At 54.3% G+C, this 24,231-nt stretch carries 17 protein-coding genes and 3 pseudogenes; 13 read left to right on the forward strand and 7 right to left on the reverse strand.

The features are described 5' to 3' along the window. Window positions 1-533: 533 nt before the first annotated feature. A complete protein-coding gene (locus ACA058_RS30350; RefSeq protein WP_497640027.1) occupies window positions 534-3,923 on the forward strand; it encodes an Ig-like domain-containing protein in 3,390 nt (1,129 codons plus the stop codon). A 130-nt stretch (window positions 3,924-4,053) separates the two neighbouring features. Here ACA058_RS30350 and nhaA read toward each other — a convergent pair whose 3' ends face one another. After that, a complete protein-coding gene (gene nhaA, locus ACA058_RS30355; RefSeq protein ID WP_497637192.1) occupies window positions 4,054-5,391 on the reverse strand; it encodes a Na+/H+ antiporter NhaA in 1,338 nt (445 codons plus the stop codon). A gap of 239 nt (window positions 5,392-5,630) precedes the next feature. Here nhaA and ACA058_RS30360 point away from each other — a divergent pair, with 239 nt between their 5' ends. After that, window positions 5,631-6,908: a DUF2254 domain-containing protein gene (locus ACA058_RS30360; RefSeq protein WP_497637193.1), complete on the forward strand. Its 1,278-nt coding sequence runs from the start codon at window positions 5,631-5,633 to the stop codon at window positions 6,906-6,908. Between the two features lies 1 nt (window position 6,909). On the opposite strand, the gene ACA058_RS30365 is transcribed toward ACA058_RS30360, so the two are convergent. Then, a complete protein-coding gene (locus tag ACA058_RS30365; RefSeq protein ID WP_497637194.1) occupies window positions 6,910-8,229 on the reverse strand; it encodes a chloride channel protein in 1,320 nt (439 codons plus the stop codon). 224 nt (window positions 8,230-8,453) lie between these two features. Here ACA058_RS30365 and ACA058_RS30370 point away from each other — a divergent pair, with 224 nt between their 5' ends. The 3 genes from ACA058_RS30370 (at window position 8,454) to ACA058_RS30380 (ending at window position 11,897) form a co-directional block, all read left to right on the forward strand. Further along, window positions 8,454-9,407, forward strand: a complete 954-nt coding sequence (locus ACA058_RS30370) for a TAXI family TRAP transporter solute-binding subunit (RefSeq protein WP_497637195.1) — start codon at window positions 8,454-8,456, stop codon at window positions 9,405-9,407. A 79-nt stretch (window positions 9,408-9,486) separates the two neighbouring features. Then, window positions 9,487-11,514: a TRAP transporter permease gene (locus ACA058_RS30375; RefSeq protein WP_497637196.1), complete on the forward strand. Its 2,028-nt coding sequence runs from the start codon at window positions 9,487-9,489 to the stop codon at window positions 11,512-11,514. Then, window positions 11,511-11,897 carry a DUF1850 domain-containing protein gene (locus ACA058_RS30380; RefSeq protein WP_497637197.1) on the forward strand — a complete coding sequence of 129 codons (387 nt, stop codon included), beginning with the start codon at window positions 11,511-11,513 and terminating at the stop codon, window positions 11,895-11,897. The genes ACA058_RS30375 and ACA058_RS30380 overlap by 4 nt, the downstream gene beginning before the upstream one ends. A 94-nt stretch (window positions 11,898-11,991) precedes the next feature. Here ACA058_RS30380 and ACA058_RS30385 read toward each other — a convergent pair whose 3' ends face one another. Then, window positions 11,992-12,195, reverse strand: a complete 204-nt coding sequence (locus ACA058_RS30385) for a hypothetical protein (protein WP_497637198.1) — start codon at window positions 12,193-12,195, stop codon at window positions 11,992-11,994. A gap of 497 nt (window positions 12,196-12,692) precedes the next feature. Here ACA058_RS30385 and ACA058_RS30390 point away from each other — a divergent pair, with 497 nt between their 5' ends. From ACA058_RS30390 to ACA058_RS30415, 6 genes and pseudogenes are all read left to right on the forward strand, one after another. Further along, window positions 12,693-13,373: a response regulator transcription factor gene (locus tag ACA058_RS30390; protein ID WP_077185706.1), complete on the forward strand. Its 681-nt coding sequence runs from the start codon at window positions 12,693-12,695 to the stop codon at window positions 13,371-13,373. Further along, window positions 13,351-14,736 (forward strand): sensor histidine kinase, encoded by a 1,386-nt coding sequence (locus ACA058_RS30395; RefSeq protein WP_497637199.1) that lies wholly within the window; start codon window positions 13,351-13,353, stop codon window positions 14,734-14,736. The genes ACA058_RS30390 and ACA058_RS30395 overlap by 23 nt, the downstream gene beginning before the upstream one ends. A gap of 126 nt (window positions 14,737-14,862) precedes the next feature. Beyond that, window positions 14,863-16,061, forward strand: a pseudogene (locus ACA058_RS30400) (D-alanyl-D-alanine carboxypeptidase family protein). Between the two features lie 57 nt (window positions 16,062-16,118). Then, window positions 16,119-16,424 (forward strand): DUF6388 family protein, encoded by a 306-nt coding sequence (locus ACA058_RS30405; RefSeq protein WP_497637200.1) that lies wholly within the window; start codon window positions 16,119-16,121, stop codon window positions 16,422-16,424. 26 nt (window positions 16,425-16,450) lie between these two features. Next, window positions 16,451-16,981, forward strand: a complete 531-nt coding sequence (gene ppa, locus ACA058_RS30410; protein WP_497637201.1) for an inorganic diphosphatase — start codon at window positions 16,451-16,453, stop codon at window positions 16,979-16,981. Window positions 16,982-17,146: 165 nt separating this feature from the next. Beyond that, window positions 17,147-17,563, forward strand: coding sequence for a response regulator (locus ACA058_RS30415; protein WP_497637202.1), 417 nt, complete (start codon window positions 17,147-17,149; stop codon window positions 17,561-17,563). Between the two features lie 101 nt (window positions 17,564-17,664). On the opposite strand, the gene ACA058_RS30420 is transcribed toward ACA058_RS30415, so the two are convergent. Together ACA058_RS30420 and ACA058_RS30425 are read right to left on the reverse strand one after the other, a co-directional pair. Continuing rightward, the gene (locus ACA058_RS30420) at window positions 17,665-18,030 is read right to left on the reverse strand and encodes a histone-like nucleoid-structuring protein, MvaT/MvaU family (protein WP_497637203.1); all 366 of its coding nucleotides are present in this window, start codon (window positions 18,028-18,030) and stop codon (window positions 17,665-17,667) included. A gap of 498 nt (window positions 18,031-18,528) precedes the next feature. Continuing rightward, window positions 18,529-19,958: pseudogene (locus ACA058_RS30425) on the reverse strand (IS1182 family transposase). A gap of 336 nt (window positions 19,959-20,294) precedes the next feature. Here ACA058_RS30425 and ACA058_RS30430 point away from each other — a divergent pair. Next, window positions 20,295-20,918 carry a hypothetical protein gene (locus tag ACA058_RS30430; RefSeq protein ID WP_497637204.1) on the forward strand — a complete coding sequence of 208 codons (624 nt, stop codon included), beginning with the start codon at window positions 20,295-20,297 and terminating at the stop codon, window positions 20,916-20,918. Here ACA058_RS30430 and ACA058_RS30435 read toward each other — a convergent pair. Further along, window positions 20,915-22,117, reverse strand: a complete 1,203-nt coding sequence (locus ACA058_RS30435) for a metallophosphoesterase family protein (RefSeq protein WP_497637205.1) — start codon at window positions 22,115-22,117, stop codon at window positions 20,915-20,917. The two genes, ACA058_RS30430 and ACA058_RS30435, sit on opposite strands and share 4 nt — an antisense overlap. A gap of 15 nt (window positions 22,118-22,132) precedes the next feature. Next, window positions 22,133-22,729, reverse strand: coding sequence for an RNA polymerase sigma factor (locus tag ACA058_RS30440; RefSeq protein WP_497637206.1), 597 nt, complete (start codon window positions 22,727-22,729; stop codon window positions 22,133-22,135). Window positions 22,730-22,983: 254 nt separating this feature from the next. Between ACA058_RS30440 and ACA058_RS30445 the strand changes: the two are divergent. Next, a pseudogene (locus tag ACA058_RS30445) lies at window positions 22,984-23,930 on the forward strand (IS1182 family transposase); the annotation flags it as partial. Window positions 23,931-24,231: the final 301 nt, after the last annotated feature.

Raw genomic sequence — 24,231 nt, forward strand, 5'->3', positions numbered from 1 at the left:
CTGCACAGTTCCCAAATGAGAGGGATGGAGAACTGACTGAGGAACACAGGTCGCCGATATTGCCAAAGCACGTTTTGCAAATCAATCCATCCATGAAAAAAGCTGTTACACCTGGCTGTCACCTTCAGCGCTGCAATGAGCCGGACTAAAAAATCGCGAATTCATTTCGCCAATAAATCACAGCTCCAATTGAGCTTGTAGTCCTAGCGTCGGGACAATTTCAAGGAGAGTTCCTCCGATCGCTGTGTAGGCCGATCATTTTTTCCAAAAATGGGGCACTACCCCCAAATGGTTGAAGAAGCCCCACCAATTCAGTGGAATATGCCCCATCATTTTCTGTAAACGCGCAGAAACACTCTGAAACAACTTACTAATTCATTAGCACTTTTTCTTCTCTGCCAGATGATGGCCTAACAGTTGCACTTTCCCCACTACCGCAGCAGCTGTCGTTCCCAAACGGGATGGCGGGTTTCGCCGATTAGGCATGACGCGAGGGGAATCAAATGAAACGTGCAACACCACAGATCCACTCAATGAGCTGTTTACGCAGGGTAGGCCTGACTTCCGCGATGCTCGTGACCCTGGCAACGGCCAACGCCACACCGCTCGACGATGTCAGTGAGCCGCCACCGACAGACCCCTCGGCGTATTACCCTCTGCCCGCCGATCCGGTGGCAGCCGCAGCCGCGTTGGAAGCCTTGAAAAGCCTGTCCGAAGCCAACCAGGGCGCTATCGCCTATCCCAACGGCGTGTACGGCGACCGAAACACACCGCGCGCCGAAAACGTGTTGCCGCCGAGTGTTCAGACCTCGTTCAATTTCCCTACCAACGGCAAGCCCAGCCCGTTGTTCGGCGCCCAGCCTTACACCCAGCAATTGCTGCTGTTCGAAGAGTTCGGTACGGAAAAACTCGACCCAACCCTGCCTGCACCACCACTGACCTTCCCGGTACCCACCGTCGGCCCATTGCCGCAGCAAGACCCGGACAGTGTCGCCCGCAGCGGCCCTTCGAGTTCGGCATTGGAAGCCTTCATGCGCCAGCCCGGGCTGTATCCGTTTCCATCGCAGTTCTCCAACGTGCTGGACCGCAACCCGTGGAAGGCGCAAATCGAAAGCTTCCTCAACCGCCATCCGGTGGGTTCTCCGGCCGAGGGCCGACCACCGGGAAAAGGCTGGTCGCATCAACGTTGGAACGAGTTCTACCCGCAGGTCGCCTTCAAAACCGTGCAAGCGGGAGCCAAGCTCAATGGCGGCATGCGTGACCGCCGGCAATTGCACAACTATGCCGTTGGTGAGTTCGGGCCAGGCGGGCTCTACTACCAGACCTCGGACATTCCGACCACAACGGGCACTACCAAAGGCATCGACACCAAGTTCCACCCCAGCATGCCAGTTCAGAATCACAATGCACTGTGGACCTTCGACGGCACCTTTCCACCAAAACTGCTGATGGTCCGCTATGGCCAGCCGGTATTGATGCGGCACTACAACGCCTTGCCGATCGATCCGTCGGCCAACATGGGTTTCGGCCTGCACACCATCAGCACCCACGAACACAACGGTCACTCCCCGGCCGAAAGCGACGGCTACACCAATGCGTTTTTCTTTCCAGGGCAGTACTACGACTATCGCTGGCCGCTGCAGCTGGCCGGTTACGACACCATCAACACCACGGCGCAGGACCCGCGCGCGGCGTTCCCGTGCGCACCGGGTGAGAAGCTGTTCGTCAACGACGCCAGCCCCGGCCTGAAGACTTGCAACAACGGCACGATCAAGATCCGTGGCGACTGGCGCGAAACCATGAGCACCCACTGGTTCCACGACCACATGCTCGATTTCACCGCGCAGAACGTCTACAAGGGCAACGCGGTAATGATGAACTACTACAGCGCCCTGGATCGCGGTAACGAAGCGATCGAAGACGGCGTCAACCTGCGCCTGCCCAGCGGCTCGGCGTTGCCGTGGGGCAACCGCGACTACGACGTCAACCTGGTGGTCGCCGACAAGGCGTGGGACGCCAACGGCCAATTGTGGTTCAACCCGTTCAACACCGACGGTTTTCTCGGTGACCAGATCCTGGTCAACTGGCAGTTCCAGCCACGTCTAAAAGTTCGCGCGCGCAGGTACCGTTTCCGCATTCTCAACGGCTCGGTGTCGCGCTACTTCAGGATTGCCCTGGTGCGTGAAATCGCCGGCGACGGTGGCGAGTTTCCCGGGCCGTCGGGCTCCGGTGTGTCCTACAGCCGGGTGCCGTTCCACCTGATCGGCAACGACGGCAATCTCATGGAGCATGCCGTGCCGTTCGACGGCAGCATGGACTTGGACGGCGATGGCGACAAACAGAACCACAACGCCATCCTGCCGACCCAAGGCATCGCCGAGCGCTTCGATATCATTGTCAACTTCGGGAAAAACGGGATCAAGACCGGCGACAAGCTGTACTTCGTCAACCTGATGGAACACAAGACCGGCAAGGGGCCGGAGAAGAACGCCTTGAGCCTGGCCGACGTGCTGTCTGAGAAGTACAAAGCGGTGATCAAGCAGGGCAGTAAAGGGCCAGAATGGGACAAGGGCGACCCGGTGGTGGGCAAGTTCATGCAAATGATCGTGCAGCCTTACACCGGCACGGACGTGAGCATGGACCCGGCGGATTATGAACCGGCCAAACCCGGCAAAGCCGCCGGTAAGGTGATGATCCCGCTGACCCTCGACCGCGACGATCCTACCGTCCAAACCAAACTCAAGGCGGCCCGGCATCGCGAGTTCATTTTCGGCCGCTCCGACGGCACCGACGAAGCGCCGTGGACCATCAAGACCGATGGCGGCTTCGGCTACAGCATGGACCCTCGCCGGATCAACGCGGCGGCGCAATTGTCCAGCGGCCCGACCGATGGGGGATACACTGGCGACGGAACGCTGGAGGTGTGGAAAATCAAGAATGGTGGCAACGGCTGGAACCACCCGGTGCACGTGCATTTCGAGGAAGGCATCGTTCTCAGCCGCGACGGTAAGGCGCCACCGGAATGGGAAAAATGGGCGCGCAAGGACGTGTATCGCATCGGTGAAGGTATCGACAGTTCGGTGGACGTGGAAATGGCAATCCACTTCCGCGAGTTCGCCGGGACCTACATGGAGCACTGCCACAACACCCAGCACGAGGACACCTCCATGCTGCTGCGCTGGGATATCGAGCATCCGGGGCAGTTCCAGTTGATGCCGACGCCGCTGCCTGGTTGGGATGGCGTCACCTATGTCAACTCCGCCGCGCTACCGACCTTTCGCAATGGCGATGGCAACGGTAATGATGACGACGATGACGACAACGAAGGCCAGAACCAAAAACCGATTGCCAACGCCGATAGTGCGGCCAGCAGCAACGGGCAACCGGTGAGCATCAACGTCTTGGCTAATGACACCGACCCCGACGGTAACGTACCACTCAAAGTGGTGGGCCTGGCCCAACCGGACTCCGGCCAAGGCACGGCCAGTACTGACGGCGTACGCGTCATCTACACGCCACCGGCCAGCGTCACCGCGCCCTTCACCGCGGCCTTCACCTACCAGGCCAGCGATGCCAAAAACGCGGTCTCGGAACCGGCAACGGTATCGGTGGCGGTCACCCCGGCAGCGGTCAACGAAGACTTGGTGGTCACCAGCGCCTCCGTCACGTCTCGCAGCAACAGTCGTTACACCTGGGAGCTCGCAGGGACCACATCACGCGGCACCGGCAACACCCTCACGGCAACCGCGACCACCACCGCCGGCCCGCTCAACCTCGGCAACGCGATTCTCACGCCGATCGGCACTGGGGCGCGTTGGCGGATATCGGTGACTACCACCGGCAGTGGCCCATCATCCAATCCCACTGTGACCATCAGTTCGGCGTTCGGGAGGAGCATCACGGTCCCGATTAGCAGTCGGTAAAACTTTTTTCTTGAGCTACTGGAGAATGAGTAGGAAGTTGAACGAACTGTAAATCAACACGGCGCACGGGCCATTCAGCCTGTGCGCCGTTGATGTTCACCCAATCGGATGTTGATCCGAGAGCATACCGTCAGAACTTTATTTTCCCCCAGATCAATCCGGTAGTTGCGGCCGCTGCTGAAGCCGCTAGAACACTGAGTTTTGCCGAAGAAAGTAACGCAGGATCAGAAAACGCCAACGATGAGATAAAGATGGACATCGTAAATCCGATGCCGGCCAGCAACCCCACCAGTCCGATGCCACTCCATGTCACACCCTCAGGCAGCTTGCAGATGTTGAGCTTGACGAGGGCGACGCTCGCAAGAACGATGCCGAGCGGCTTGCCGAGCACAAGCGCTGATATGACACCCATGAAGATATTCCGAGAGACATCATCGTCCAGATTGATGCCTTCAAGACCTACACCCGCATTGGCCAAAGCGAAGAGCGGCATGACACCAAACGCTACCCATGGGTGCAATCCCACCTGGACGCGTTGCACCGGAGGCAATATTTCCCTCTGTGCTTGCTGAAGTTGCTTCAGCGGCTTGGTGACCTCCTGCGGACTGTTGGAGGAATGGGAGAAACGATCCATCAGCTCATGGAAAGTCCGCCCGATTGTATCCAGTGGTTGTTCCGTTGCGGGCTTGGAGTTTACCGGTGTCATCAGACCGAGAATGACGCCCGCCAGTGTGGGATGAACTCCGGTTTTTAGGAGACCAAACCATACAATTGCGCCAGGCAGTATGTACAAATAGGCCTTGCCAATGCCCATTTTCTGAAAAAGCAGCACCAGAGCCAATCCGCTTAACGCAACCACTAACCCCAGATAATCCAGGCTCGCGGTATAAAAAACGGCAATGATCAAGATGGCGACGATGTCATCGATGATGGCCAGTGCCAGCAACAACACGCGAATACCACCCGGAATCGACTTCCCTAACAGTGCGAGTACCCCGACAGCAAACGCGATGTCGGTGGCGGTGGGTACTGCCCACCCTGTACTGGCTTCGGTACCCTGGTTGAACGCCATGTAAATAATCGCCGGCATCATGACGCCCCCTAACGCAGCACCCAGGGGTAGCGTTGCCAACTTGAGATTCGCAAGCGCACCGTCATTGATTTCCTGGCGTATCTCGGCTCCAACCACGAGAAAGAAGATAGCCATCAGCCCATCATTGACCAAAAAATGCAGCGAACACGAGACCGTGAACTCACCTAGACCCAAGGTGAGTGGGGTGTTCCAGAAGTGCTCATAAGAATCAGCAAGCGGGCTGTTGGCCCAGATGAGTGCAACCATCGCAGCGAGTAGCAAAACGATTCCGCTAACCGCTTCGATATGTGAAAACCGTTCTATTGCGGCCAATGCACGAGTGGTCAAAACCTGAGGACGGGGAATAGTTGAGGACGCCGAATTTCTATCAGACACATTGACTCTCCGCTGGCGGCCCGACCAACGTTTGAGCTTTAACCTGCGCTGTGCCGCATGCAGCAACGCACCCAGCCGGATGATAAGGAGCTAACAAGCACGAAGTAAATGGCCAAACCAAACTACTGAATGAACCTTCGGCTGCCAGGAATACTCAACCAAGGGTCATCATCTCTTCCTCCTTTGCTGACGCAAAACCGTAACGACTGACCGATCACGTCACTATCAAGGATATTAAAATGATCGCTCGTTGGCGCTGGGTGTTACACCAACTGACCAAACGGCTGTGGTTCAGAGCGAGTCTGTTTTCTTTGCTGGGAATAGCAACTGCGTTACTCGCCGTTGCCTTCAAGGACTACATTCCTGAATCATTGCCCACCCGAATCGGCGCCGACGCCGTCGACAAAATCTTGGGCATTATCGCTTCAAGCATGCTTGCAGTGACCACTTTTTCTCTAAGTACAATGGTGACTGCCTATGGTGCGGCCAGCAGTGGCGTAACGCCTCGTGCTACCACGCTGGTGATGGAGGACACCACGACACAAAATGCACTCGCTACCTTCATCGGATCATTTCTGTTCAGCCTGGTGGGTATTATTGCTTTGAGTACCGGGGCGTACGGCACGCAAGGAAGGGTCCTGCTATTTGCGGTGACCATTGCCGTCGTAATTTTGATTGTTTACACCCTATTGCGCTGGATCGATCACCTGTCCAAGCTCGGCCGGGTGGGCGAAACCATTGATCGTGTCGAACAGGCAACCATCGACGCCATAAAAAACAGAGTCCAATGGCCTCATTTGGGCGGTGCTGCTTACCCATCCGAGTGGATGATTCCACCCACGGCGCAAAAAATCTCAAGTCATCAAACCGGGTATGTCCAGCACATTGATGTACACGCGTTAGGCGCCATTGCCAAAACCTGCGAAATAAAGATCTTCCTGGACGTCCTTCCGGGAAGCTTTGTACATCTGGACATGCCCATCGCTCGAATTGAGAGTTTGAACAGGGAGCACGCAGACGCTTTCCCCTCGAACAGCGAAAAAATCCTCGCAGCACTCACCATTGGCGTGCGTCGAACGTTTGAGCATGATCCACGGTTTGGGCTGTCGGTGCTTTCCGAGATTGCCTCACGCGCACTATCGCCAGCAGTTAACGACCCTGGAACAGCAATCGACGTCATTGGGCGCGGGGTCAGAAGCCTAACCTGTTGGAGCGTACCCCAAGATCCTACGGCAAAAATCGATAAAGATTGCGAGCAGGTTTACTTGCGCAGCCTGAGGGTCGAAGACCTGTTCGATGACTTTTTCGCGCCCATAGCTCGGGACGGCGCGGGCTTGCTCGAAGTGGACCTTCGTTTGATGAAGGCCCTTGTCAGTCTCGCGCACATACACCCTGATTTGTTTGGCGGTGCCTGTACCCGGCATGCAGATCTACTTGTCAAGCGCGCGAACCTTGCACTGACATTGGAGGAGGACAAACAGACGCTCGGTGCAACGGCTCGACAACTGGTGCGCTAGATCAACCTGACTTCCGCGAAGTTGCATCACTGTCCTGGGCCTGCAGAAACCAGCGGGCCAACTGCTGATACAACTCCGGCCCCATCCTTGCACTGACCGCTTTGGCAATGAGCGCGACAGCCATGAGACTGATCACCATCCCGTGGCTGTCGATCATCTCCATCACGATGATTGCGGACGTGATGGGCGACTGCGTGACCGCGGCAAGAAACCCGGCCATGCACAAGGCAATGACCGGTTGAGCAGCCAGGCCGAAAAATTCGGCGGCATTTGCCCCAACAGCAGCGCCTACTGCCAAAGACGGGGCAAAAATGCCACCGGGGATCCCGGAAAAGTAAGTCACCACGGTCGCCAGAAAACGCGTGATCGGCGCATGCCATGGCAGGCTGATATCGGACACGATGACCTGGGAGGTGATGCCATAACCGCTGCCAAATGACATCCCTGCGCTAAGCCAACCGAGAATGGCCACGATCAATCCGCAAGCGCCAGCGAACCAGACGGGGTGCGTACTTCGCCATTGCCAGACAACAAATCGATGATGGCGCTGGGGCCACAGCAACATCCGGCTGAACAACCCTCCCAGAAGACCGCAGCCAATACCGGTGACCAGCACAGGGGCAATAATGTCGAGGTGAATGTCTTGAACGCCAAAATGACCAAAATAGTGATAGTTACCTTGCAAGGCTATCGCGACCATCCCCGACAGAATGATCGTACTGAGCAAGACACCACTGGTGCGTGTTTCCAACTTGCGGCCCAATTCTTCGACCGCAAAGGCAACGCCGGCCAGCGGTGTGTTGAACGCGGCAGCAATGCCCGCAGCGCCGCCGGCGAGAATGAGATCTTCGCTGCGGATGATTCGGGCATTGGGCAAATAGCGGTGAAAGAAATGCATGATCGAGGCCGCGACTTGCACCGAAGGGCCTTCGCGCCCGGCCGAAAAGCCTCCGGTCAGCGCCAGAGTGCCAAGGCCAATCTTGGCGAAGGCGATCCGCAGCGACACCAGTTTATCGACTGGCTTCCCTTGGTGAGCCAGGCGGGTAGCGGCGATCACTTGAGGGATCCCGCTGCCTTGGGAGCCCACAAAAAAACGGGTGGTCATCCACACCACCAGCATGCCTATTAGCGGTGTGTAGACGAAGGGCAGCCACGGCCGCTCGGCTGCCTGTTGGGCAAATTGCGTGAGAGCCAGATCGGCCAGGCGGGCGAACATCACCACCAACAGACCCGCGAGCGTAGCTGCTGCCCAAAGCGTCACCCGTGTACGCCACCGGATCGAGGCAAAGCGCCGGCGTATCAAAAGTAGTGGTTTGATCACTCGAGCGGATTCCAGTTGAAGATTTCGTCACCGAAGTGAGCCAAGACTAACCGGATTAGTTTTGCGCTCCTACCGGAGCCGGGCAAATGATTACAAAACAATTCAAGCGCCCCCTAAATCGGTCGCCGATTTCCCGGCCAGTGATGGACTGCCCACTCGCTGCGTAACTATCGACTACAGTTGGAACACTCTGCATAAAGCCATAACAAGACGGAGAGTTTCCGATGCGAGTAAAAAGCCGCTTTGCCCTCCTGGTCGCTGCCACAACCTTGGCTATCACCACCACTACACAGGCCGCGCCAGTGTTCATCAATATATTGACTGGGGGAACCAGCGGGGTTTACTACCCGATTGGTGTCGGTCTGTCGCAGATTTACAGCGACGGAATACCAGGGGTGAAAACGTCGGTGCAAGCCACCAAAGCCTCGGTGGAGAACTTGAACCTGCTGCAGGCCGGTCGAGGTGAGCTGGCGTTGGCGCTGGGGGACTCAGTGGCCGACGCAAAAAACGGTGTTGCTGATGCAGGCTTCAACGCGCCACTGACCAAGTTGCGTGCGATTGCCGGTGCTTATCCCAACTACATTCAAATCGTGGCCAGCAAGGAATCGGGAATCAAGTCGCTGGCCGACCTCAAAGGCAAGACCGTCTCGGTTGGGGCACCGAAATCGGGCACTGAGCTCAACGCACGTGCGATTTTCAAAGCCGCGGGTTTGACTTACGAAGATATGGCTAAAGTGCAATACCTGCCATTCGCCGAATCGGTCGAGCTGATCAAGAATCGACAACTGGACGCCACGCTGCAGTCTTCCGGATTGGGCATGGCGGCCATTCGTGACCTGTCCTCTGTCCTGCCGCTGAACTATGTCTCAATCCCAACTGAGGTGGTCGCAAAAATCGGCAACCCGGCCTATCAGGGCGCAATGATTCCCGCCAATACCTATGACGGGCAACCTGATGCGGTACCGACGGTGGCGATCACAAATATCCTGGTCACCCGTGCAGACGTGACGGATGAAGTGGCTTACCAAATGACCAAGTTGTTGTTCGAAAACCTGACACGCCTGGGTAACTCTCATTCGGCAGCCAAGGACATCAAATTGGAAACCGCTGCCAAGAACCTGCCAATTGCGCTCCATCCGGGCGCGGAACGTTATTACAAGGAAAAAGGTGCGCTGTAAGGCGCCAGGCGTGTCGGCCAGGATTATCACTGCGTCGACTGTTCGCCCACCTTCCATGCAGTCATGAGGCAGGCAGCACATGAGTGAAGATCATCACGGCATCTCCGCAAATCCGCGAGACTGGCCAAAAGCCCTATTTTGTGTGGCATTGTTGTTCTCGATTTTTCAGATCTTCACCGCTGCGTTTTCGCCGATCTCAAGCCAGGTTCTGCGTGCCGTACACGTGGGCTTTTTACTATGGGTAGTATTTCTGAGCTACCCGGCTTACGGCAGAAAGCGTCCTTGGCAACCTCTGGCCTGGGTGCTCAGTTTAGCGGCCATCGCCACAGCCATGTACCAATGGGTATTCGAGGCTGATCTAATCCAGCGGTCTGGCGATCTGACATTGGCAGACACTGTGCTGGGTCTTTTGCTAATTGCACTGGTGTTCGAAGCTGCACGGCGAGTGATGGGCATTGCTCTGCCCATCATTTGCGGTCTATTTCTGGCTTATGGCTTGTTTGGCGAATATCTACCCGGCGACCTGGCCCACCGCGGTTATGGCTTCGATCAAATCATCAACCAATTGTCATTTGGTACCGAAGGGCTGTACGGCACACCCACCTATGTATCGGCTACCTACATTTTTCTTTTCATTCTATTCGGTGCATTTCTTGAACAAGCCGGCATGATCAAGCTGTTCACCGATTTTGCCATGGGCCTGTTCGGCCACAAGTTGGGCGGGCCAGCCAAAGTTGCAGTCGCCTCATCGGCGTTGATGGGTACCATCACCGGCTCCGGGATTGCCAACGTCGTTACCACGGGGCAATTCACCATCCCACTCATGAAACGCTTTGGCTACCGAGCTGCGTTTGCCGGTGGGGTGGAAGCCACCTCCAGCATGGGCAGCCAATTGATGCCGCCGGTGATGGGGGCCGTCGCTTTCATCATGGCTGAAACCATCAACGTTCCCTTCGTAGAGATCGCCAAAGCGGCGTTGATTCCCGCCATCCTGTATTTCGGCTCGGTGTTCTGGATGGTTCATCTGGAGGCCAAGCGCTCGAATCTCAAAGGCCTTCCCAAGGACCAATGCCCCAGTGCATTGGGTGCGGTCAAGGAGAACTGGTATCTACTGATTCCACTGCTGGTATTGGTCTACTTACTGTTTTCCGGGCGCACACCCCTGTTCTCCGGCATGGTCGGTCTGGCACTGACGGCCATCGTAATTCTCGGCTCGGCGATTATTCTCAGAGTGCAAAGTTTCGGCTTACGCTGCACCTTTTGGATAGCGCTTGGCGTCTTGTGTACCGGTTTTTTCCAGCTCGGCATCGGTGTGATCTTTGCGGTCATCGCCGTACTGGTGGTCACCTGCTGGTTCATCAAGGGTGGTCACGAAACACTGACTATCTGCCTGCATGCCCTGGTCGAAGGCGCGCGCCATGCGGTACCGGTAGGGATTGCCTGCGCACTGGTGGGCATCATTATCGGTGTGGTGTCACTGACCGGCGTGGCCTCCACCTTTGCGGGTTACATTTTGGCTATTGGCCGGGACAACCTGCTGCTTTCGCTGATCTTGACGATGATCACCTGCCTGGTGCTGGGCATGGGCATCCCGACCATTCCCAATTACATCATTACCAGCTCGATCGCAGCCCCTGCCCTGCTGGAGTTGGGTGTGCCTCTGATCGTGTCGCACATGTTCGTATTCTATTTCGGCATCCTCGCCGATCTCACTCCTCCGGTCGCTCTCGCCTGCTTTGCGGCCGCACCGATCGCCAAGGAGAGTGGATTCAAGATCAGCCTGTGGGCGGTTCGAATCGCATTGGCGGGTTTCGTCATTCCGTTCATGGCGGTCTACAACCCGGCACTGATGCTGCAAGGCAACAATCTGTGGATAACCGCCTACATGTTGATCAAGACGACGTTGGCGGTCGGGCTCTGGGGGATGGCGTCCACCGGCTACCTTCAGTGCAAGATGCCTATCTGGGAGCGTTTGTTGTGCGTGGCCGCAGGCGCCTTGCTGGTTGTGGCGTTGCCACTGACTGATGAGCTGGGCTTCGCCCTTGGGACATTGATGATACTTCAACACGTTTGGCGGTCCCGTCAGGCAGGGATCGCCAACGCATGATCGGATTATGCCTGGGCCTCACCGGCGCCGTGTGGGCTCAACTGTCGATTTCGCACTTCACGCTGGCGTGGAATCACACCATTGAAAAGATTCGCTGGGAGGAGGACTACAGCATCACCGAGCAGGGCCTGGTATTGGAAGAAGCTCGTGTGCGTGGCAATGGCGCGGGGATGGAGATTCCACAAGATGCTCGACTGGAAAAAGGCAGTTGGCACTACCGGCGATCATTGCCAGCTATGCAACCACTGAGTCTGGGACGAACGCCCGAGGCTGGCGATTATCAGCTGTGTTTTGACGACCAATGTCATTCCATGAGCAAGTGGATTGGAGCACCGTCTCATAGTCAACCTTCTATGCAGATGTGGGCATGCGAGGCAGACTGAAAGTGATCGTCACTTCCAAGGAGGAGTGGAGAAAAGAAGAGACTTCCGATCCAACAAAAATTTCTAAAACGCGCTATTACTGCAAACCATTGAATCAGTTGTTAGCTCGAAGGTCGCCGTACCCTTGAGGCAATTCCATCCAGGAGTCAAGCGCTGCGAGCTGCCTCGCGACAGCAGCATCCCACTCAGGACCCACGGTAATGTTTTTACTCATCATGGCGTGGATGATAGCTGTAGCCTGTTGGTACTCATGGTGTACTTCCAGCGCTTTTGCTAAAAATTGTTCTTGCCGAGTCATAGGATTCTCCAAGAGCAAAACCGCACGATGATCCCGATCGCCCACGAAGGGATGCCTTGCTGGAGTGACAGGTGGCAGCCTGCGTCGACTGGCGACCTCTCAATCCTAAATACCAGGGGCGCATCCAGACACTAGCGATTATGTTTCGCTCAACCAGGGAAACGGCACAAGTCTGCGCTCTGCGCTTCGCTCGTAGCATCAGCACGTACGAGCCGGTAGAGCTATGCCGGTTTGCTTGTCTCAGCCATCAGTTCGCGTACGTACACACCATGCCGAACACTAGCAAAAAGAAAGCCAAATAAGGGGTCACATTTTTCCACCTCTTGGTACGGTTGAGCATCCGCTATGGCAAATATATCCGTGCCTTGGAGGGCATCAAGGTTAAGGTGGATTAAGAAATATTTAATTTTCGGCCGCAGCGTTGGTCTTTAGGGTAAGCCGTATCGGCATTAGGCAATACGTAGGGAGAATGAAATAAGATTCATCAGGAGGACGTTATGAGTTACGCGTTGGTTATAGAGGATGACGAGGTGACGGCAGAAGTCATCATTGCCGCGCTCCAACGCAACGGTTTCAGCTCCAAATGGGCCAAAACCGGACGAGACGGACTGGCCTTGGCGATTGCTGGAGGCTATGACGCTATTACTCTGGATCGAATGCTCCCCGATTTTGATGGGCTAACGATTGTCAGTACTTTAAGGGGCCTTGGCATCCAGACACCGGTCCTGATGATCAGTGCACTTTCAGACGTAGATGAACGTGTTAAGGGGCTTCGGGCGGGTGGCGATGACTATTTGACCAAACCATTTTCGCCCATCGAGATGCTTGCGCGTCTGGACGCGCTGCTTCGGCGCACCGGTGCCGATTCTAGCCATCCACATCTCAGTTGTGGAAATCTGCGACTGGATCTGGTTGAGCACAAATTGACTCGAAACGACGAGCACATCCTGCTGCTTCCGACCGAGTTCAAACTGCTCAATTACCTAATGCGCAGTGCAGGCCAACTTGTCACACGCACCATGCTATTCGAAGAGGTCTGGGGTTATCACTTCGATCCGGGAACGAATATCATAGATGTTCACATTGGCAGACTGCGGAAAAAGCTCGAAGGCGATAAAGACTCTCCCGTCATCCATACGATACGTGGTGCTGGCTATGTCCTTGCTACCAAAGACTGAGGAATGGCGCTCTTCCGGTAGTCGATTGATCGGGTTCTACGCCATATTTTTTGTGGTTTGGGGAGCACTCTTCACCGGGGTATTGTACTGGCAAATCTCCCAAGTCCTGGGAGCCGTTGCAGAGCGAACATTATTGCAGCGTGCGCACTACTATCAAAAAGTCGATGATAATAAATTGGTAAAAGAACTGGCTGCCAGTGAAGCCTATTCGACGCCCGGAATCGACGCGTACGGATTGTTCACAGCCGATGGCCAGCACATCGCAGGAGACCTGCTCAAACTGCGTTCCAGTTTGCCCGATGATGGGAAGGTCCATTACCTTGAGCGCGGATTGAGTATTGCGTTACCCGATGAAGAAACCAGAAGCAGCTATGCCCTATTAACTCGGCGCCGCGATGGACACATTCTTATTTTGGCGCGGGACGGTGGCTCGATTTCAGCGGTTGGGGGAATTATTGAGCAGGCATTGATGTGGGGATTCTCATTAACACTTATCCCCGGATTGATTGGCTGGTATTTACTACGGCGCCTACCGTTACGCCGAGTCAAACGGTTGCAGCTTTGTACGGAGAGTATCGTTTCAGGCAATTTGTCGGAGCGCTTACCTCTATCAGCCCGCCGCGACGAGTTGGATATGCTGGCGAACGCCGTCAATACGATGCTCGACCATATCGAGCAACTGATGCATGAGGTTAAAAGCGTCTGCGATGGTGTCGCGCATGATCTGCGTACGCCGCTGACACGGTTGCGTGCACGGCTTTATCAGCTCCAGCAACTGCCTTTGGATAGTGAACACGAGCAAACATTAAATCAGGCTCTTGAGGAAAGCGAATCGATCATGGTGCGTTTCCAGGGATTGCTTCGGGTTGCCGAGCTCGAGGACATTCGCCGCCGCTCAGCATTTGCACCTTTCCACATCATGGCGTTGTTACAACAAGCGCATGAATTTTACGAACCCTTGGCACTCGATCGCTCTCAGACGCTTTCTCTGGAAATCACCACTGACCTACCACAACTGTATGGCGACGCTTCGTTGCTGTTTGAGGCCTTGGTCAACTTGCTCGATAACGCGATCAAATTTACGCCAGAGGGTGGGCATATCAAACTGCAGGGAAGTATCAAGGATTCAACGGTTCTCATTGAAGTCGCCGACGATGGTGCCGGCATTCCCGAGACGGATCGTACACACGTCATTCGTCGACTCTATCGAGGAGATGCAAGCAGAATGCAGCCCGGGCATGGGCTCGGATTATCGTTGGTCGCAGCCATCGTAAAATTGCACGGCTACTCGCTGGATATCCAACCTGCGGCTACGAACAGCGGTACCCGTGTATTGATCCAATGCCCGATGGTTTCCGACTGATCGTGGTATTCCTCACTGGCCGAACATTAAATTTAAGTTAATTGAATTTAATTTGAGCACCGCAGTGCTGTGGACTAGGTTTTCAGTACTTCTTGCTAAACCCAAGGCTTCCTGCTTGTGAAATATCTGTTGTTCTGGCTTGTATTGACCGTGTTTTGCGTAGCCGCGCCTCTTGCCTGTGTTAACCATGCTCGGGCTGAAACGAGCACGCAAGGGGCGATGATCCCCGCGGCACCAAAGCTCGGGGCCAAAGCCTGGATACTAATTGACGCGGCGACGGGTAGCGTGATCACCGGTCACAACAGCGACCTACGTCTACCTCCAGCAAGCCTGACAAAAATGATGACCGCGTTTATCACTACACGTGAAATCAAGGCCAGACGCATGAAAGAAAATGACACAGCTACGGTCAGCGAAAACGCTTGGCGTACGGGTGGCTCGCGAATGTTTCTTGACCCTGGCAGCATAGTCTCGGTTCATGATTTGCTGAACGGTGTAGTCATCGTCTCCGGTAATGATGCAAGCGTTGCACTGGCTGAACATGTAGCTGGAAGCGAAGGCACCTTCGTCGGGATGATGAATGCGACCGCTACTACGTTAGGAATGAGCAATACACACTTTATGAATGCTACCGGGCTGCCTGAGCCAGAGCATTATTCATCCGCTCGCGACATGGCCACATTGGCGGCGGAAATCATTGGCAAAGGAACTGGCTCCTATTTGCTTTACGCCAAGAAACACTTCACTTGGAACGGAATTCGACAGGCTAATCGAAACCTCCTTTTATGGCGCGACCCCAGTTTCGATGGATTGAAAACCGGCTATACCGAAGCAGCCCGGTATTGCATGGTGGCTTCGTCGCACCGAGCCGGGCGACGCTTGATTAGCGTTATCCTTGGCGCAAGCAGTGCATATAGGCGCACAGCAGAAACGGAAAAGCTGATGGGCTACGGGTTTCGCTTCTACGACACCAAAACCTATGAAAAAGGCGGGGAGAAGCTCATTGAGTCGGAGCTCTGGAAAGGCAAGCAGCGGTCGATCGCGCTGGGATTGCTGGATGATCTGATTCTCACCCTGCCCAAAAATATAAATCGAAAAATAGAGAGGCGTTATGAAGTTTTTGGACCGCTGGAGGCTCCTCCGCCGCCGGCACCATCGTTGGTAGGCTAGAACTGTACGATGATGGCAAAAAGTTGGGGAGTAGACCATTAATTACCCTTGAAGATGGAGACTCCGGCGCTAGGTGGAAACGTTGGTGGGACACAATGCATTTCTTTTTTCTCAAAACGATTCGTAGTTGGTTTACTGACACAAAGATTGCCTAGCCATGGACAATTTCCGAGCAAAAAATGCCGAGACGGATCCCCGTACTGGAGAAGCTGATGAACTCGGATGACTTACGAAGAGAATTAGCACTCTCGAAGTTTTTGAACGGCAACTCATCACTCAATGACGACGTCAACGGGCTAAATCTAGTCGAAAAAAAACTATGCATTGAGTCTGCTTTTGAACAAGAGGCGACGCGACTAGGAATCGAGGTATGGGAGCTTACACTCATAATGATTTCAGAGTCTTCCAAAGACTTGAAATACCTGACGCTGGAGTTTCATCGAGAAGTGGCAGAAATGGTAGAAATGGTAGAAATGGACTGGGAGGAGTATTGCAAACTGAACAAGATTAGCGAGTAATCTTTTTAAAACATTGAGGTACGAACATGAATTTTGAGGGCATTACAGCAGGCAACGAGATCCCCGACGATTTTTTTACAGTTATCGAGTCCCCTGCCAACCATTCGCCAGTTAATTACGAGGTGGATAAACTAAGTGGGCAGATTTTCGTTGACCGATTTCTCTGTGCATCAACTCTCTATCCGGCCTACTACGGATTTATTCCAAATACCCTATGTAAAGATGGCGCCCCTCTTGACGTACTTTTAATTTGCCCTTATCCAGTACCGTCTGGCGTTGTAGTTCGCAGCCGTCCCGTTGGTGTGATGCACACAAACGATGAGACTGGCCCGGGAGCCAAAGTAATCGCGGTACCTCACGAGAAGCTTAGCCCTATGTACGGCAACGTAAAGGAGTGGGAAGACCTTCCTATACTGTTGCTCGCCCAGATCCAACATTATTTCGAATATTACAAGGCTTTGGAGCCGGGCAAGTGGGTGAAGATAGGCCGTTGGGGGTGCGCAGATGAAGCGAGGGAGGTAATTCGAAAATCGGTCGTGGCATATGTCCAGATATAGTAGTTCGGATTGGGGCTGAGCCACCCTGGTACATGGCGTTATTGGAAGTGAGGTCTTCAACCTATCAGCCAAGCGTAAATTAGCATACCACCCGACAGCGCGAGCGCCTGGCCATCGGTCTGTCGCTGGTGCGGTAACTAATCGAAGCCCACGGCAGCTTGGTGAATGCGCGCTCCGAAGATATTGATCGTGGCTGCACCCTTACCATCTTACTCCGACTGCCATCCTCATAAGCAGTCGAACGATCAAAATCCGCTGAATCGAGGCGCCTATTTGATCGCCGACATTCTGAGCTTCGCGCTGGAGGATGAGGGGTTCATGGTGGTGACGGCCAGTAATGGTCAAAAGGGACTCGAGGTGCTGGACAGAGAACGACCGGCCTTGATTATTACCGACTTCATGATGCCGGTCATGGACGGTTTGGAATTCGCCGAAGCCGTCCGTGCCCCTCCTTCAACTAATCATTTACCGATCATTCTGATGAGTGGCGCTCAAGCACACATCGGTATACAAAAATCGGATTTATTTGACGCTGTCGTGGCTAAACCATTCAACATCGACTTGATCATTTCCGAAATTTGAAGACTCTTAGTTACTGAGTGACATGCAATTCTTTAAGATAATGGAGATCCGTCAAATCGAAAAAGGGCCCTCGACGGGCCCTTATTTGTACTCAAACCAAATCACTTAGCAAGCCAAGATTCGACGGTCGCGGAACCATGCTCAGCTTTCCATTCCTTCAGAATTTTGTGGTTACCACCTTTGGTTTCGACGATTTCACCGGTGTGAGGATTTTTATAGACCTTTACTTGGCGAGGCTTGCGAGTACCGGCTTTGGACTCACTAGCTGGAGCATAACGGACAGACTGCGGGTCAAGCAGATTAATCACATCTTTCAGGCCATAGCTGTACTCGCCCAGCAAAGCACGTAACTTAGTCTCAAATTCGATTTCTTTTTTGAGGCCAACATCGCCTTTCAGGGTTTCGAGGGCTTGAAGCTGTTCGGCGAGGTGTTTTTCGAGTTGGCGGAATTCAACGAGTTTGGACATGAGAGATCTCTTTTCTGTAGTTACCTATCAGTATATTGCAAATCTGTCATCGCAATAGCTCTGCTTGCGACACTGAGGCTGGAACGGCGATGCCAAAAACTAAGGCGCATCCATAATGTGGAATAATCCACGGTTTGCCGTTTCCTCGAATGTCTTTCTCGCTTGAGTAGGTCGTATCACTTGCAGTACACCGTCCCAAGCTGATTGACCCGTGGCATGAGGCTCTCGCTCATAGTCAAAGGCGCCCACCTGATCCGGATCGTTGACAAACGCTCCAACTCCTCCCAAGTCAAACGCCAGTGATAAAACAGTCATTTCTTTGCAATATGCAGCTATCGGCCCAGAGTGTGTAAAAATGCTCTGACATCATAGTCTTGGATCATCGACGTTCGTTGGCTGAGCGATCGCACGGTCAATGCCTCGAGTCGCATCGGTCGCGACCTGGAACACGTTATCGCGGTTTTAAGAGCCTCTGGGATGGGCCAAAATCAGCATCTTTTATGCCGACAGCGCCTTCATCAAAGCGCTAGCACCGACGATTTTCATAACCCGTTTCAAGTTGTAGGCGAGAACATTCAAGCTCATTTCCGCACTCACCCCGGCCAGCTTCGCGTTAGGAAGTGCGTTGCACCCATCCATTGTTTGAGCGTCCCGAAGGGATGCTCAACAGTCCGTTTTCGGACGCGCATCATCTCCGGTGCCTTGCCCAAGCGAAGCTGCATTTCCTCCAATACGGCTTCATGTTCCCAGCGCCGAATTCGTCGTTCCGTGCTCGGCGTGCACTGCGCTTTCAACGCGCAGCCCTGGCATTTCGAACTCCAGTAACGGTGCAACTTCAGCCCTTTTTCAACGTAGGAATAGTGCCATATCAAAGCCTCTCCAGCGGGGCAAATGTATTCGTTTTTTGCTGCGTCATAGACGAATTCATCATTATTGAAACGCCCGTCAGCCTTGGCTCCAGAGGTCATCGGTTTGGGCACATAGGCGGTGATGCCGGCATCGTGACAAGCCAGGATTTGTTCGCTTTTGAAGTAACCTCGGTCCGCCACCACCGACAACGTTTCTAACGCTATCGCCTCGCGGGCCTGCTTGGCCATTGAACTGAGTTGATCGCGGTCGGAACCGACGTTGGTCACCTCATGTGCAACGATCAAATGGTGCTGAGTATCGACCGCTGTCTGCACGTTGTAGCCGACGATTCCTGTGCCGCGCGTCATCATGGTACGGGCGTCTGGATCGGTCAGTGAGACCTGTTTATCCGGCGATTAATTGAGCTGGATTTCGATCGCCTGAAGCTCCTTCATTTGAGTTTTGAGCTTGGCGATTTTCTCTTCCAGCCGCCCGGCATTGGGCTCGGAAGCTTTGGGTTCTTGCCGATCGGCAGCATCGAGTGCCGCCAGGAAACGGTTGATATTCGATTCAATTACTTCCATGCGCCGCTTCAGTTTGGCGCTGGTGAAATTGCGATCGCGGTTGTTGACTGCTTTGAATTTACTGCCATCAATGGCGACCAGATTTTCTCCAAACAGTCCCAACTGCTGACACAGCACAACGAACTGGCGACAGACGCCTCGGATGGCCTTGCTGTTGTCTTTTCGGAAGTTGGCGATGGTCTTGAAGTCAGGCATCAACCGCCCGGTCAACCACATCAGCTCGACGTTGCGTTGGGCTTCTCGCTCCAAACGTCGGGTCGACTGGATGCGGTTGAGATAGCCGTAGATGTAGATCTTCAGCAAGATCGCGGGGTGGTAAGCAGGCCGGCCAGTATCGGCGAGAATGGCCCCTTCAAAACCTAGATTGACCAGGTTAAGTTCGTCGACAAAGACGTCGACCACGCGCACCGGATTGGTATCACTGACGTAGTCGTCGAGGCTCTCGGGAAGTAAGGTGCCTTGGCCTCGATGCTCACCTTGGATAAAGCGCTTCATGGGCGATCCCTGCGATGAAATCCTCAGAAATCATAGCAAGGGTTCGCGTAGGCGTTTTTACACACTCTGGGCCAATAGCAGCCAGTCATTTGTGTGAACGGAATCAGCGGAAATTTACAGCGCCAAGGCGGATACTTAGCATCAAAACCTCTAAGGAACGAGGCTACGCCAGCGCAGAATCAAGTAACCACAAGATGCTGCACATCCATTGCTTTTTCAAACCCAAACTTCTGAATTCTGAGCTTTGGTTTAGGTCGCCTCTGTCACGAATCATCCTTCCATTCGATATATAAGGTGTGGGCACCCGATTTTGGGATCTAGCCTAAGGAGGCTCTCTTGAAAAGACGAGCACAATATGATGACGTCCCCGAGGACTTGGTGCATCAGCCCGACGTGCTCAACGCTACAGCCGTTGAGCTCAATCAGTTGATCCAACTGCTGCTGCCCGAATCACTCGCAGTACTACAGCGAGCCGCGATCCGCGAGACCGCAATAAACAGTGCGATTGCACTAGAGGCGGAAGCCAGACTCGCACTGCAGTCGTTGCTCGATAGCGCGAGCGAGGCTGGGGTAGATTCGGAGGAGACCGAGGAGAATATTGCTTGGCGCCACTCGCTGGAACAGGCGCTCTCGCGGGAGATCGACTCCTCCCTCAACGACCCCCTCCCATACTGGTTGGAGATGCGTTCACGCGATCTAGCCCGTACGGTGGCAACGGCTTTGATTGAATTCGAACGCAGCGGCATGGACAAAGCCTCCGGACTTTCCTTACTAATCACCTCGGTAATCGACGAATACAGAGAGGAATCTTGGTCGCTGCTCGGCGACCTATACAGGCGCTTCGCACTTTCGCGCCCCTCGACCCTCTTGTTCCTTGTCAATGTCGAGTCTCTGCTGTCTACGCCCAGCCCTCAAGAGGACGAAGCCCAACTCAGCCATGTACAAACTCGCGAGCGTTAGAAATTCAGGAGCGTCGACTCCCAAAACTCAATTTGGGGGCTTTTTGAGGGCAATTCCATGAATCTAAATGGCCCAGTCCCGTTGTTTCGGCCTATAAGGGCGCGCCGCAACTCGATACTGTCCGGATGATTAGGCACTTCAAAAAAACGCAGCACTTGGCATTGATGAGGTTCGGTGTTCACGTCATATACGGGCGGTGGCGCGCCGCGGACCGCCTTCGACAGTGAGCCAACAATCAGTTGCAACTGATGCCGGCCAAGCGGAGGGTGATGGGGTGTTCCCGCATTGGGCGGCAACGCGCCGTGCTTGGGAAAGAGGCCGTGAGTGTGTCCGCTTAGCACGAGATGCGCCAGTGGCACGGTGCCCTGGTTGATAAGCTTCGTCCCGACATTTTGCGCATCGCACAGCGACATGTTCAACAGGGGGACCGGAGGCGGGTAGTGAATCGGGTGATGCGATAACAGAATCCGAAAGGCTTTTCCACGCGCGGCGACCAGTCTTAGTAATTCGGACAGTTGATCCTTCGCACCGTTTCCGCCCCAGTGCCGATCGAGTCCGATATGGCCACGCGCTCTTACATTCAGCTTACGATCATGTATCACGCTGTTCAGGCTATACAGATCAATGCAATTGCCGGTAGAACCCAGCGCAATAGACTCGGGGTTCAGAGGCAATGATTGCGGGAAATGGGTGTTCCGGAATTGCGACCGATGATCAGAGATTTCCCTTGAACTAGCAATGAGGGGGAACTTCTGAGGCCACGCATCGTGGTTTCCGTAGAGCCTGATCGTCTTCGTTGCTCCCATCAGATTGGCGATCTGGTCCACCCATGCCTTTTCTCTTCTAACTGAAGCGTCATCACCAATTGACGACATGTCACCTGTGTCTACGAGCCACGTCGGTATCGTTGCGCATTGCAGCACACTAACGCCATCCTGGTACGACTTTGGTGTTGTGGGGGCGTTGCGCGTCGGTTTACCCGTCAGAAAGGACTCGAACTCTAAGAGAGCGTCCAAGGCGTGCCCCGCACGTCCGTCCTCCCAGTAGTCCAGGAGAAATTTTTTTTTACGGTAACTAACGGGCAATATTTTAATCAAATTCAGCACTAACTGATCGTTCTGCGGTGCCGACCCGACATGAAAATGCAGATCTGTTATGTGCACGATCTGTAGAATAGGATTGGCCGGAGCTGTGGTCACAAAGCGTTACCTCCATCAATCGTCCCAAAGATCCGATGCTAATAACGACCGCGCACTTTCACCTAGTCGCACTAGGATTGCGTTAGCCAAGCGCTTGCGCAATCGCGAGATCCGCTGGCGTTCGGCGTCTCCGAGTGGCGTGCTATCGCGGGTTTGATCAAGCACGCTAAATAGCGCTTCGCGCTCCGCAGCGGGCGATCGAGCGAGTTCGGCCATGCAGATCTGAATCATCTGCCGCAGCAAATGCTGTCGCGCAGGCGTCGGCTCATTGCTTCGAACCTCATTCACAACGTTCTCGGTTACGTGGACCTCGTCGGCCCACATGGCCGCATGTTGTCGGTAGAAATCAATCGCTCTTCGCGACAGAATCGTTCGCGCGATGCGCGCAACACCATCCCAGACCTCCCCCGAAGGCGCCCATCCGCCCACCGGTTCCAATCCGGCGAATACGTCCGGTCGGCGTATCGCAAACTGCCACAGGTCTTGCAGTGAAATACTGACCAGATCGTCAAAGTGTGCCTGCAACGCCGGAAAACGCCTCGCCTGCCAATACAGCAGGTGCTGGACATTCTCGACAAAATCAACGTTGGCAAACAGATCCTCAGTACGCATTCCGAAGTATTACCCGTCTGCGAAAGGTCCACACTGCGGCCGCCGGCGACGACATGCAAATTCAGCATAGACTATGCTATGAGGCTTGGTTTTTTGCGGCAGATCAGGCCGGGAATGCGGAAAGCTAGGATAAGCCTAGCGCACTCCCGGAGCCGATAACTGCCAACCACCACCGTCAGCTTCGGGTCCAGGCTGTGTGAAAACTCCCGTAATTGTCTAATCTTCTGATCGTCGAGATCGTAGCGGGGGCGATCATGAAGCGATTTATTGAAGGTGAGGCTCGGACGCAAGTCACCTTGCTGCCGGAGTGTCTGGACGATTACGTAGCCGAAGAAAATCCAGTGCCCGTGGTCGATGTTTTCGTCGATGAACTCGACCTGGGCGCACTTGGTTTTGAGGGTGTCGATCCTGCTGCAACGGGTCGTCCGGCCTATCACCCAGCGGTGTTGCTGAAGATCTATATCTACGGCTATCTCAATCGGATTCAGTCCAGCCGGCGGCTGGAGCGTGAGGCCGAGCGCAACATCGAGTTGATGTGGCTAACGGGGCGTTTGGCTCCGTACTTCAAAACCATTGCCGACTTTCGCAAAGACAACGGCAAAGCCATTCGCAGCGTATGCCGCGAGTTCGTAGTTCTTTGCCGTAACCTCGATCTCTTCTCCCAGTCGATCATCGCCATCGACGGCAGAAAATTCAAAGCCGTCAATAATCGCGACCGCAACTTCACTCAGGGCAAGGTGAAGGCACGCATGCAGCAGATCGAGCAGAGCATTGATCGATATGTGGCGGCGATGGATTCGGCGGATCGGGTAACGCCCGAAGTGGCCGAGGCCAAAGCAGAGCGACTTAAAGAAAAGATAGAAACACTGAAAAGCAGATGCAGAAACTCAAGGACATCGAGGTGCAGCTCCACGACAGTCCAGACCAGCAGATCTCCCTCACAGACCCAGTTGTACGCTCAATGGCCACGAGCGGCCGAGGCACCGGAACGGTTGGCTACAACGTACAAACAGCTATCGACGACAAACACCATCTGATCATTGCCCATGAGGTGACTAACGTTGGTAATGACCGTGGGCAACTGAGCAATATGGCGAACCAGGCGCGTGAAGAGACCGGCGCTGAGTTGCTGACGGTGGTGGCCGACCGAGGCTATTACAAAGGTCTGGAAATCCTTGCTTGCGAGCAAGCCGGCATCACTACCTTATGATTGGATCGAATCCTGCCAAGCGTTACTGATTTAAACGAACGACTTATTTATGTAAGTTTTTTTTGGCGGAGGTATACCCACTTGACGCCCCAAAGCGCTAATCAAATGTGTGCCTGCCTCTGACCGCCAATCCCTTATCTATACGCGTCACGCGATAGCTGCCCAGCCAGCTCTCGATTGCGACGGATGAGATGACTGATGCGAGCTCGCTATAACAGATTTCTGGAGCGTGTAAACCGCTTTTATGACTTGTTAACTACTATGGTTTACAGTGCTAAAAATAGGTTTACAC

The sequence above is a fragment of the Pseudomonas sp. LBUM1649 genome (genome assembly GCF_059716155.1).

What these genes read in the sequence shown, in the direction of transcription:
- ACA058_RS30375 (WP_497637196.1), top strand. Translation starts at nt 9,487, where the DNA reads ATGAGTGAAGATCATCACGGCATCTCCGCAAATCCGCGAGACTGGCCA.
- ACA058_RS30385 (WP_497637198.1), bottom strand. Translation starts at nt 12,195, where the DNA reads ATGACTCGGCAAGAACAATTTTTAGCAAAAGCGCTGGAAGTACACCAT.
- ppa (WP_497637201.1), top strand. Translation starts at nt 16,451, where the DNA reads ATGAATTTTGAGGGCATTACAGCAGGCAACGAGATCCCCGACGATTTT.
- ACA058_RS30420 (WP_497637203.1), bottom strand. Translation starts at nt 18,030, where the DNA reads ATGTCCAAACTCGTTGAATTCCGCCAACTCGAAAAACACCTCGCCGAA.
- ACA058_RS30350 (WP_497640027.1), top strand. Translation starts at nt 534, where the DNA reads ATGAGCTGTTTACGCAGGGTAGGCCTGACTTCCGCGATGCTCGTGACC.
- ACA058_RS30360 (WP_497637193.1), top strand. Translation starts at nt 5,631, where the DNA reads ATGATCGCTCGTTGGCGCTGGGTGTTACACCAACTGACCAAACGGCTG.
- ACA058_RS30405 (WP_497637200.1), top strand. Translation starts at nt 16,119, where the DNA reads ATGAACTCGGATGACTTACGAAGAGAATTAGCACTCTCGAAGTTTTTG.
- ACA058_RS30390 (WP_077185706.1), top strand. Translation starts at nt 12,693, where the DNA reads ATGAGTTACGCGTTGGTTATAGAGGATGACGAGGTGACGGCAGAAGTC.
- ACA058_RS30415 (WP_497637202.1), top strand. Translation starts at nt 17,147, where the DNA reads ATGCGCGCTCCGAAGATATTGATCGTGGCTGCACCCTTACCATCTTAC.
- ACA058_RS30370 (WP_497637195.1), top strand. Translation starts at nt 8,454, where the DNA reads ATGCGAGTAAAAAGCCGCTTTGCCCTCCTGGTCGCTGCCACAACCTTG.
- ACA058_RS30440 (WP_497637206.1), bottom strand. Translation starts at nt 22,729, where the DNA reads ATGCGTACTGAGGATCTGTTTGCCAACGTTGATTTTGTCGAGAATGTC.
- ACA058_RS30380 (WP_497637197.1), top strand. Translation starts at nt 11,511, where the DNA reads ATGATCGGATTATGCCTGGGCCTCACCGGCGCCGTGTGGGCTCAACTG.
- ACA058_RS30395 (WP_497637199.1), top strand. Translation starts at nt 13,351, where the DNA reads ATGTCCTTGCTACCAAAGACTGAGGAATGGCGCTCTTCCGGTAGTCGA.